Annotated in this window: 10 protein-coding genes; 8 read left to right on the top strand and 2 right to left on the bottom strand. The window is 56.0% G+C overall.

Annotated elements, in window-relative coordinates; translation table 11 throughout:
• Window positions 1–448: 448 nt before the first annotated feature.
• The 4 genes from ACXAH8_RS22600 to ACXAH8_RS22585 all read left to right on the top strand — a co-directional run bounded on the left by ACXAH8_RS22600 (window position 449) and on the right by ACXAH8_RS22585 (window position 3,562).
• Window positions 449–1,120 (top strand): cupin domain-containing protein, encoded by a 672-nt coding sequence (locus tag ACXAH8_RS22600; RefSeq protein WP_475220760.1) that lies wholly within the window; start codon window positions 449–451, stop codon window positions 1,118–1,120.
• Window positions 1,117–2,112 (top strand): flavin monoamine oxidase family protein, encoded by a 996-nt coding sequence (locus tag ACXAH8_RS22595; RefSeq protein ID WP_475220759.1) that lies wholly within the window; start codon window positions 1,117–1,119, stop codon window positions 2,110–2,112. The genes ACXAH8_RS22600 and ACXAH8_RS22595 overlap by 4 nt, the downstream gene beginning before the upstream one ends.
• Window positions 2,109–2,615 (top strand): TetR/AcrR family transcriptional regulator, encoded by a 507-nt coding sequence (locus tag ACXAH8_RS22590; RefSeq protein WP_475220758.1) that lies wholly within the window; start codon window positions 2,109–2,111, stop codon window positions 2,613–2,615. Before ACXAH8_RS22595 ends, ACXAH8_RS22590 begins: the two co-directional genes overlap by 4 nt.
• Window positions 2,616–3,106: 491 nt before the next feature.
• The gene (locus ACXAH8_RS22585; protein WP_475220757.1) at window positions 3,107–3,562 is read left to right on the top strand and encodes a MarR family winged helix-turn-helix transcriptional regulator; all 456 of its coding nucleotides are present in this window, start codon (window positions 3,107–3,109) and stop codon (window positions 3,560–3,562) included.
• Here the strand turns inward: ACXAH8_RS22585 and maiA are convergent.
• Window positions 3,559–4,176: a maleylacetoacetate isomerase gene (gene maiA, locus ACXAH8_RS22580; RefSeq protein WP_475220756.1), complete on the bottom strand. Its 618-nt coding sequence runs from the start codon at window positions 4,174–4,176 to the stop codon at window positions 3,559–3,561. The two genes, ACXAH8_RS22585 and maiA, sit on opposite strands and share 4 nt — an antisense overlap.
• Window positions 4,177–4,614: a MarR family winged helix-turn-helix transcriptional regulator gene (locus ACXAH8_RS22575; RefSeq protein WP_170660543.1), complete on the bottom strand. Its 438-nt coding sequence runs from the start codon at window positions 4,612–4,614 to the stop codon at window positions 4,177–4,179.
• Between the two features lie 136 nt (window positions 4,615–4,750).
• Here ACXAH8_RS22575 and hmgA point away from each other — a divergent pair, with 136 nt between their 5' ends.
• From hmgA to ACXAH8_RS22555, 4 genes are read left to right on the top strand one after another with little or no spacing between them, the layout of a single operon-like run.
• Window positions 4,751–6,106, top strand: a complete 1,356-nt coding sequence (gene hmgA, locus ACXAH8_RS22570; RefSeq protein WP_475220755.1) for a homogentisate 1,2-dioxygenase — start codon at window positions 4,751–4,753, stop codon at window positions 6,104–6,106.
• Between the two features lie 38 nt (window positions 6,107–6,144).
• Window positions 6,145–7,404 (top strand): fumarylacetoacetase, encoded by a 1,260-nt coding sequence (fahA, locus tag ACXAH8_RS22565; RefSeq protein ID WP_475220754.1) that lies wholly within the window; start codon window positions 6,145–6,147, stop codon window positions 7,402–7,404.
• 37 nt (window positions 7,405–7,441) lie between these two features.
• Complete coding sequence (locus ACXAH8_RS22560; RefSeq protein WP_475220753.1) at window positions 7,442–8,392, top strand: MBL fold metallo-hydrolase; 951 nt, start codon at window positions 7,442–7,444, stop codon at window positions 8,390–8,392.
• Between the two features lie 41 nt (window positions 8,393–8,433).
• Complete coding sequence (locus ACXAH8_RS22555) at window positions 8,434–10,047, top strand: FAD-dependent oxidoreductase (protein ID WP_475220752.1); 1,614 nt, start codon at window positions 8,434–8,436, stop codon at window positions 10,045–10,047.
• Window positions 10,048–10,050: the final 3 nt, after the last annotated feature.

The raw sequence follows: 10,050 nt of genomic DNA, 5'->3' as shown, positions 1-10,050 counted from the left end.
ATTTGGGAGCGCGTTTGCCAAGGCGTCGGCCACCCAAGCAATGGACGACTTTTGCTCCGCCCCGTGGCCGACTTTCTCACCGCCGTTGACAGCTTAGGGGCTGCGCCCTGCCTAATGCATGTCCAGTATGCCTTTAACTTAACGTGGTAGATCTGGGCCCACTACCGACGTTTAACAAGACTTATCTCGATTGGTCGAACGAACCGCCACCGGTTTTCCTGATCCATAAGGTCGCTGCATTTGCATTCGTCAGGTTTGGGTTGCATTGCTGACTTTCACGGCTGCTTGCTTAACTCGAAGGATGGGACCGGCAGCCGCTGCGGTTCAACCAGTGGATCACGAACGCGTGATCACTGTTGCGATAGCGATATTGAGAAACAACCTACTTATCAGTAGGTAAGTATAGCCAATTTGCACAAGTACAGTGACGATAGAAGGAGACCAAACCATGCGCGTGAATGCCGACTTTAATGAACGTGTTCTTGTACGTTTTAGTGAGAACGATTGGGTCGCATCCCCGATGCCTGGAGTTGAGCGGAAGATGCTTGACCGAATTGGAGAGGAAGTAGCTCGTGCCACCACCATCGTACGTTTCGCGCCTGGCAGCGCCTTCTCTGCCCACACGCATGACGGTGGCGAAGAATACCTGGTACTCGACGGTACATTTCAGGACGAGGACGGTGATTTTCCAACTGGTTCCTACGTGCGGAACCCACCGACCTCGTCTCATACACCTGCCGCACAGGACGGCGCGACAATTCTGGTAAAGCTCCACCAATTCGACGCTAGCGACCGCAATCAGGTCCAGATCGACAGCGGTAAGGCAAGCTGGATTGAAGCAGCAGATGGTGTTTCCAGGTTGCCCCTTCACACAGATATACGTGAAACTGTAGCGATGGAACACTGGGATGCAGGTACAGTGCGCTCTCTACATGCCTCAGGCGGGCTTGAGGTCTTTGTGATTGATGGGAGCCTGAACGAGGGCGGCGATACCCTGTCCCGCTGGGATTGGTTACGCCTACCCGTCGGGGCGAGTTTCGAGGCGACCGCTGGCGCTAACGGGGCGCGAGTCTGGATCAAGACCGGCCACCTTTGTCACGTCGCAGAGAGCGTGGCATGAAGCCAAACGCAGAGATTGTCATCGTCGGCGCAGGGTTGTCCGGCCTCGCTTTGGCACATGCGCTGAAGCTTGAAGGGCGTGACGTGCTTTTGCTGGAGGCGCGCGACCGCGTAGGCGGTCGCATTCTCTCACAGAGCGGCTATGATCTCGGCCCTGCTTGGATTTGGCCGCACAACCACCGCATGCTGGCCCTCGTAGACAAGCTTGGGCTGCGAACACTTCCACAATACAGCGATGGACGATTGGCGTTCGAGGATGCTCAGGGCAATGTGCGTCGTGACTTCGATTTCGCCCCCATGGGTGACGCGCTTCGCGTTTCAGGCGGACTCGCTCAGATAACCGACGCTCTCGCCCAAAAGGTTGTTGATACGCTGTGCCTTGGCCACGAAGTTCGGCGTGTGATCGAAGAAGACGAATTCGTGACCTTGAGCGGAAACGGGTTTTCATTGCGCGCCGACTTCGTTGTTTTGGCGTTGCCCCCGCGCCTCGCTGCACAGATGGGAGTAGTCGTTCCGGATGTTCCAACTTGGATGGCCGGGCATGCCAAACTCGTTGCTGGTTATGACACCCCATTCTGGCGCGCTGCGGGCCTGAATGGCGACGCAATCTCTCATCAAGGCCCGCTGGCTGAAATCCATGACGCGTCACCCATGGACGGAACCGAGGGTGCTCTGTTCGGCTTTGCCGTGCCCGGCACGGCCCGACAATCCGGGTTCGAAGCGCAAGCGGTAGCGCAACTGGTCCGTCTGTTTGGCCCCAAAGCAGCCCAGCCACGCCGCGTAATCGTCAAGGATTGGAGCACAGACATGGCAACCGCTACGTCAGCCGACCTTAAGCCGCTCAGCTCCCACCCTATGTATAGTAGACTGACTCCTACTCAGAGGGTGATTTTTGCAGGAACTGAAACCGCACCGTCGCACGGTGGTTTCCTCGAAGGAGCTCTTGAAGCCATGGATGCATCGCGGCAAGAATTGTCGAGGGTGATGATATGACATCAGAAGAGAAAATCCTTGCCGCCGCCGAGGCGCGGATCCGCACTGGCGGCTACAACGGCTTTTCGTTCCGAGACATTGCGCGCGACGCAGGGCTGACTAGCGCAGGCGTACATCATTACTTCCCGACCAAGTCCGATTTGGTCGCTCGGCTGGCCAGAAACTACACGTCCCGTTTCCTAGGCGCTTTGGAAGAATGCCCGTCTCATGCGCGTGTCGCGCGCCTACGCGAGCTTTTCACGGAAAGCTTGCGCCAGGACGGAAAGATGTGCCTTTGTGGACTGCTAGCAGCTGAAAGCGGAGGTCTGCCTGAACAGGTCGCGGATGCGGCGAAAATGTTCTTTGCAGCATTGGTCGATCAGCTTGTCACCGCATTTCCGGACAGCGATGATCCGCTTTCTGACGCACTAGCAGTGCTCGCGACGCTGGAAGGTGCTGCACTCCTTGCGACTGCACAGGGTGACCCTGACATCTTCGAGAAAGCATCGTCTGCTTTGGGCTAAATGCAGTCGTTCACTACGTGTTTAATATAGGACTGCTTTTTATTTGTTTGGTTAGAAAACTCGGATTCTGGAGTCTCAAAAATTCAAAACTCTAAGTAGCTGATCTTGTTGGAACAGCAGTCTCATTACTAAGGTGATTCGACAGCGCGCTACCCTGAATAGCAAATTCCACGAAACGACCATTGGCAATTCAACAAAGAAAACCTTGTGCTCAAAGTAGTTAGCGAGACCCCGAGACCAAGAGAATACCACAGAATTTAAAGCTTGCGCTAAGCTAAGGCCCGTTCGCAAGCGAATGTGCGCAACAAAGCGGTCTAGATTGTTCCCTCACCGCAATATCGAGGGAATTTTTTGTCGATAGTGTGCTCTTTAGCCAGAAAGCTAGGGTCCACTGGGTAGAACGCAAAACAGTGATCGTGCGAATTTTCTTTAATTCAGATAAGTTCCCTGCTTATGCAATGGTGTGCATTGACCGCTGGTGAGGAATTCTTGTGAATCTTGAAACATACTTTCCTTATCAGCTTGCATCGACCGCCGAGGCGTTTTCTCGCCAGCTTTTTCAGGTCTATGGTCGAACCTACGGCCTCTCGCGAGAGGAATGGCGTCTGCTGTTTCTATTGGCCAGCGCGGGTCAGTCGAACTCGCTCCAACTGGCGCAGCGCACCACTTTGGACAAAGTTCAGGTAAGCCGTGCAGCTACCCGGTTAGAGAACAAGGGCCTGATTGGCCGCGCTGTCGCGAACAGTGACCGGCGCCTGCGCCAATACACCTGCACCGAGGCAGGAAAGTCTCTATTCAACGAGGTTTTTCCAGCCGTGCAGGGCTGTGCCGACTCGATTTTGGAACGCATGAGCGATGACGACATAGCCAAGCTTAAGGATGGACTTCGCGCTCTTGAAAAGGCTGTGGCTGACTACGGGCTGAGTCAAGTGAACGAAAACAGTTAATGCGGGCTGTTGTCCGGATGGGCGTTCTGAAAGGCCGGGATCTGATCCAAGCTGTCCTTGATCCGAGAAATCTTGGGCAGGTGTACCAATTCAACACCCCATCTTTGCGCGTTGTAAAGCTGAGGCATCAGGCAAACGTCGGCAAGCGTTACACGGTCACCGTAGGAAAACGGACCGCCCTGCGCCATCTCCTCGTAAGCCGCCAGACCTTCGCCGATAAAATGCTGCATCCAGCCTTCGTGCGAAATCTGGTTCCCTGAGTGTTCTACGGCCCATTTCACCACTCGAAGGTTGCAAACCGGATGGATATCCATTGCCACAGCATAAGACAACGCACGCACTTCGGCGCGGCCCACGGGGTCCGAGGGCAAAAGGCCAAGGCCTCTTGTTTCGTCAATATACGCGATCTGCGCTAGCGACTGGGTGAACCTATTCCCGTCTATCTCCAACACCGGCACCAGACCCTGAGGGTTTCTCATCAGATGCGCGTCGGACTGCTGCTCGGCTTCCAGCAGATTCACGATGACGGTTTCCCAGCTTTCCCCAGCAAGGCCCAGAGCGATCCTCACACGATAGCTGGCTGAAGAGCGCCAATAATCATAAAGCTTAATCATTCATTCTTCCGACAGGAGATCGAGGGCGGCATTCAGCGCTTCCTCAGACTCACCAAGTTTGGTTTCCAGGCTGGATTGAAACGACAGTGCAATAGGAACCAATTGGCTGAGAAGATCCGCGCCTTTTTCCGTAAGGTCGAGTTTGACAAGTCGTCTGTCGGCAGGGTCTTCAACCTTGGTGATCAGTCCGCGGGATTCAAGCCGTGCGGCCGCACGGCTGACCTTTGACTTCTCTAGACTGACTCGTTTCTCAATGTCCCGAACCGACGGGTTTTCAGCATATCCAACGTTCACAAGGACGCGCCATTCCGGGTTCGATACGCCAAACTCGTGTTTATACTTCTGCGCCATTTCTGCGCTCAGTCGCGCGGCCAGCACCGTAAGCCGGTATGGCAAGAACCCTTCCAAATCGAACTCGGGCAAGTTTTTGGTACTCATGCAGGGATTTCCTTTCGGCGTTATTGAATTCAGATTTTCATTGCATCTGCAACAAAAATATTGACAACGTTGCAAATGCAACAAATATTTACTGCGAACCCAAAGTCTTGCCGAATCGAGTGAGCAGGAGATCCAGATGAATGTGCTCGTTGAACATAGCGGATTGACCGTTGCCGAAGATGGGAACACCATTTCAAAGGGTTACATGCCCGGTTGGGCTAATGATTTTGAGACCGAGGCTTTGCCAGGCGCACTACCGCAGGGCATGAACAGCCCGCAGCGCTGCAACTATGGCCTCTATGGCGAACAGCTCAGCGGCACGGCCTTCACCGCGAATCCACCCGAGCGGACGTGGTGCTACCGCATTCGCCCTTCGGTCAAGCATTCGCATCGCTATGAGAAAATTGACCTGCCCTACTGGAAGTCCGCGCCCTGTATCGACCCTGATGTGATCAGCCTTGGTCAGTATCGCTGGGACCCGGTTCCGCATTCTGACGCCTCTTTGACCTGGCTGACCGGTATGCGCACCATGACAACGGCGGGGGATGTGAACACGCAGGTCGGCATGGCCAGCCATGTCTATTTGGTCACCGACTCGATGGTGGATGACTATTTCTTCTCGGCCGATTCCGAGCTTCTGGTGGTTCCGCAAGACGGCCGCCTGCGCTTTGTGACCGAGCTGGGCATCATAGATCTGGAGCCACAGGAAATCGCGATCCTGCCGCGCGGGTTGCTCTACCGTGTTGAAGTGCTGGAAGGTCCGGCACGCGGATTTGTCTGCGAGAATTACGGGCAGAAATTCGAACTGCCGGGCCGCGGACCGATCGGTGCCAATTGCATGGCCAATCCGCGCGACTTCAAAGCACCTGTCGCGGCATTCGAGGACCGAGAGGTGCCTTCGACCGTGACGATCAAATGGTGCGGGCAGTTCCACGTCACTCAGATCGGTCATAGCCCGCTGGACGTGGTGGCCTGGCACGGCAATTATGCGCCCTACAAATACGACCTACGCACCTACTGCCCGGTCGGCGCAATCTTGTTCGACCACCCGGATCCATCGGTTTTTACCGTCCTGACAGCGCCTTCGGGCCAGCCAGGTACAGCCAATATCGACTTCGTCCTGTTCCGCGAGCGTTGGATGGTGGCCGAAGACACCTTCCGCCCGCCATGGTACCACAAGAACATCATGTCCGAGCTGATGGGCAATATCTACGGCCAGTATGACGCCAAACCTCAGGGCTTTGTTCCCGGCGGCATGAGCCTGCACAACATGATGATCCCGCACGGCCCGGATCGCGAAGCGTTCGAAAAAGCCTCAAACGCCAATCTGGGGCCGGACAAGCTGGACCACACCATGTCCTTCATGTTCGAAACCCGCTTCCCACAGCATCTGACGGCCTTCGCCGCGACCGAGGCCCCCTTGCAGGATGATTACATCGACTGCTGGTCCTCGCTTGAGAAAAAGTTCGATGGAACACCGGGAAGGAAATGAAACAACAAATCCGCTCGTGACAAAAGTCTGGATATGAAATGCCTTTGATGAACTCCTGGGTGACATCGGCCAATGATGAAGCCCATCCCTTTCCCTTGAACAACCTGCCCTATGGAGTTTTTTCGACCGAAGGCGGCGAACCCCGTTGTGGCGTGGCCATCGGCGATATGATCCTCGACGTCTCCACCGCCGAGGCCGAAGGCATGATTACGCTGAGCGACGAACCCCTTTTCGATCTGCCTTTCTGGAATCCATTGATGGAAGAGGGCCCGGCTGTTTGGGTGGCATTGCGGGACCGGCTGATAACCCTGTTGGCCGAAGGCGCCGAAGAACAGCATAAAGTTGAGCCTCTGCTCGTCGCGCAAGACGATGCCGAGATGCATATGCCTTTCGCCGTTAGCGAATACACAGATTTCTACGCGGGCCGACACCATGCTTTCAATGTTGGCACCATGTTCCGCGGGCCAGAAAACGCGCTGCCCCCGAACTGGCTGCACATCCCAATCGGTTACAACGGTCGTGCCTCATCAGTGGTCGTTTCGGGCACGGACATTCGACGCCCTTGGGGGCAACTGAAAGGTCCAAACGACACCCTGCCCCGGTTTGCCCCGTCGCAACGGTTCGATATCGAGCTTGAAATGGGCGCCATCGTTGGAACCCCTTCGGATGGTCCGATCTCGGTGCAAGAGGCGGACAACAACATTTTTGGCTACGTACTACTAAACGACTGGTCTGCACGCGACATTCAGGCTTGGGAATACCAGCCGCTGGGGCCCTTCCAGGCCAAGGCCACGGCAACCTCGATCAGTCCCTGGATCGTGACCAAAGCTGCGCTTGAGCCATTCCGCTGCAACACCCCAGCGCGAGAGTTCGAATTGCTGGACCACCTGAAGGATTGTGGCCCGATGCTGTACGACATCGACCTGTCGGTCACGTTGGCTCCCAAGGGCAAGGCGACTACAACCATTGCCCGCACCAATTACAATGAGATGTACTATTCGGCAGCTCAGCAATTGGCCCATCACACCACGTCCGGGTGCCCGATGAATACCGGCGATCTGCTGGGCTCGGGCACAATTTCCGGCCCGGAAAAGCACAATCGCGGTTCCCTTTTGGAACTCAGCTGGGGTGCCAAGGAGCCATTTAAGCTCGACACCGGTGAGACCCGCAGCTTTGTTGAAGACGGCGACACCCTAACCTTGACGGGCGCGGCTATAGGTGACGGCTATCGGATCGGTTTCGGCGATTGCACGGGGCAAGTCCTCGCAGCACTTGACGATCCTTACAAACGCAACTGACACGTAAAATCGCCCGCTCGGGCACCGGAGGAAACCCATGGCTAAAGCATTCGCATCGCAAGGCGATATGACAGAAAAGAAAATCACCTTTGATGAGATCGGCGAGGGCCTGTGGGCTTTTACTGCCGAAGGTGACCCCAATTCGGGTGTTATCATCGGCGACGACAGCGTCATGATTGTCGAGGCACAGGCCACCCCGCGTCTGGCGAACAAAGTGATCGAGAAGGTGCGTGAAGTCACCGACAAGCCGATCAGCCATGTTGTGCTCACGCACTATCACGCGGTACGCGTTCTGGGCGCCTCGGCCTTCAACGCGCCGCAGGTGATCATGTCGGATGTGGCACGCTCAATGGTCGTGGAACGCGGGCAAGAGGACTGGGACAGCGAGTTCCAGCGTTTCCCGCGCCTGTTCGAAGGTCATGAAAGCATCCCAGGCCTGACCTGGCCTACCACCACATTCAGCGACAGCATGACGGTCTATCTGGGCAACCGCCGCGTGGATATCAAACAGATCGGCCGCGCGCATACGGCAGGCGATGCGGTGATCCATGTGCCTGATCAGAACGTCATGTTCACCGGCGACATCGTCGAGGACCACTCGGCCTGCTATTGCGGAGATGGTCACTTTGCCGATTGGGGCCAGACGCTGGACAATATCAAAGCCTATGACGTCGACGCCATCGCACCGGGGCGCGGCGGCGCACTGATCGGCAAAGAAGCGGTCGAACGGGCCATTGAAAGCACCCGCGATTTTGTCAACTCAACCTACGAGCCCGCCAAGAAGGTCGCGATGAAAGGCGGCAGCCTGAAAGACGCATGGGATGCCGTTCGCGACGCCTGTGACCCTAAGTTCAAAGACTACGCGATTTACGAGCACTGCCTGCCGTTCAACGTCAGCCGTGCCTATGACGAAGCTCGGGGGATCGCCCACCCTCGCATCTGGACCGACAAACGCGATCTGGAAATGTGGGAACAGTTGCAAGGCTGAACCCACTCATCTCCTCCGAACTCAACAAGCTAGGTGTTTCGATGCTTCAGGACCGATATTCCCTCGCCTTCAAGCTTTACCCTTATGAGAAATCAAAAGATCAAGACGCGCCCGTTGCGGTGCGCCACCCGGTTGTCATAGTCGGAGGCGGCCCTATCGGTATGGCCGCCGCGCTGGACCTTGGTCGACAAGGTATTCCGGCGTTGGTTCTGGACGATCACGAAGGGATCGGCATGGGCAGCCGTGCCATCTGCTTTGCCAAGCGAACGCTGGAAATCGCGGACCGCTACGGCTGTGGCGCGCCAATGCTCGACAAAGGGGTCGTCTGGAATGTTGGGAAGGTGTTTCAGGATGATCGAAAGGTCTTTGAGTTTAACCTCTTGCCAGAATCCGGCCATCGTAACCCTGCCTTCATCAACTTGCAGCAGCCCTACTTCGAAAAGTTTATTTTCGAAGCGATATGCGCGGAACAGGAACGCGGCGCGCCGATTGAGATCCGAGGCAAGAACCGGGTCGAAGCTGTAGACGTCAAGGACGACCATGTTGTTCTGTCCGTCACAACTCCGGACGGGCCTTACCAGCTTGAGGCGGATTGGATGATCGCCTGCGATGGCGCAAGTTCGCCAACGCGCGACATGCTGGATCTGGGTTTTGAAGGCCGGGTTTTTCAGGACAGCTTTCTGATCGCTGACATCCGGATGAAGAACAACACGTTCCCGACAGAGCGCTGGTTCTGGTTCGAGCCCTACTTTAAGTCCGGCGCCTCGACTTTGCTGCACAAACAACCTGATGACGTGTGGCGCGTGGACTTCCAGATCGGCTGGGATGTCGATCGCAAGGAAGAGTTGAAAGAGGAAAACATCCGCAAACGGCTGGATGCGATGTTGGGCGATGACGTCGAATATGAAATGGTCTGGTCATCCATCTACACCTTCCAGTGCCGGCGTATGAACAAATTCCGCCACGGGCGCGTTGTTTTTGCTGGCGACGCGGCACATCAAGTGTCGCCCTTCGGGGCACGCGGCGCGAATTCCGGCTTTCAGGACGTCGACAACCTTGGTTGGAAGCTTAGCCTCGTTATCTCGGGCAAGGCACCGGAAAGCCTTCTGGACACCTATGATGACGAACGGATCTACGGAGCGGATGAAAATATCCTGAATTCGACCCGTTCAACCGATTTCATCACACCAAAATCGAAGGTGAGCAAGAATTTCCGGGACGCTGTGCTTAGTCTGGCCGAACGCCATACATTTGCGCGGCCTCTGGTGAATTCGGGGCGACTGTCAGTGCCCTGTACCTATGATCACTCGTCCCTGAACGGAGCGGATGACCTCGCAGGAGGTCCTGACACGTCCAGAGTGGGATCTCCATGCAAGGATGCCCCGGTTGGCGACGGCTTCCTTCTGGATCAGCTTGGAAACGACTTCGTGATTTTGGCACTCAACACCGAAGTTCCGAACAGCCTCGATATCGACGGTATCACGGTCAGAAGCGTGTCCCTTACGGCTTCGGACAAATTAGCGGAACGTTACCTTGGATCGGAAAGCCAGGCGGTCTACCTAGTCCGCCCCGATCAGCATGTCGCGGCGCGCTGGCGCGATTACGACGAGGCTGCTCTGCGTTCAGCAGTCCTTAAAGCCTGCGGAAAGGAATAAGCT

It is taken from the genome of Ruegeria sp. ABV3_008, from assembly GCF_056161185.1.
Note: the sequence above shows the minus strand (reverse complement) of the source record. Positions and strands in the feature narration are given on the sequence as shown.

Bases quoted from the DNA above. Each gene is read 5' to 3' on its own strand.
- hmgA (WP_475220755.1), top strand. From the start codon at position 4,751: ATGAATGTGCTCGTTGAACATAGCGGATTGACCGTTGCCGAAGATGGG.
- ACXAH8_RS22555 (WP_475220752.1), top strand. From the start codon at position 8,434: ATGCTTCAGGACCGATATTCCCTCGCCTTCAAGCTTTACCCTTATGAG.
- fahA (WP_475220754.1), top strand. From the start codon at position 6,145: ATGCCTTTGATGAACTCCTGGGTGACATCGGCCAATGATGAAGCCCAT.
- ACXAH8_RS22600 (WP_475220760.1), top strand. From the start codon at position 449: ATGCGCGTGAATGCCGACTTTAATGAACGTGTTCTTGTACGTTTTAGT.
- maiA (WP_475220756.1), bottom strand. From the start codon at position 4,176: ATGATTAAGCTTTATGATTATTGGCGCTCTTCAGCCAGCTATCGTGTG.
- ACXAH8_RS22560 (WP_475220753.1), top strand. From the start codon at position 7,442: ATGGCTAAAGCATTCGCATCGCAAGGCGATATGACAGAAAAGAAAATC.
- ACXAH8_RS22590 (WP_475220758.1), top strand. From the start codon at position 2,109: ATGACATCAGAAGAGAAAATCCTTGCCGCCGCCGAGGCGCGGATCCGC.
- ACXAH8_RS22595 (WP_475220759.1), top strand. From the start codon at position 1,117: ATGAAGCCAAACGCAGAGATTGTCATCGTCGGCGCAGGGTTGTCCGGC.
- ACXAH8_RS22575 (WP_170660543.1), bottom strand. From the start codon at position 4,614: ATGAGTACCAAAAACTTGCCCGAGTTCGATTTGGAAGGGTTCTTGCCA.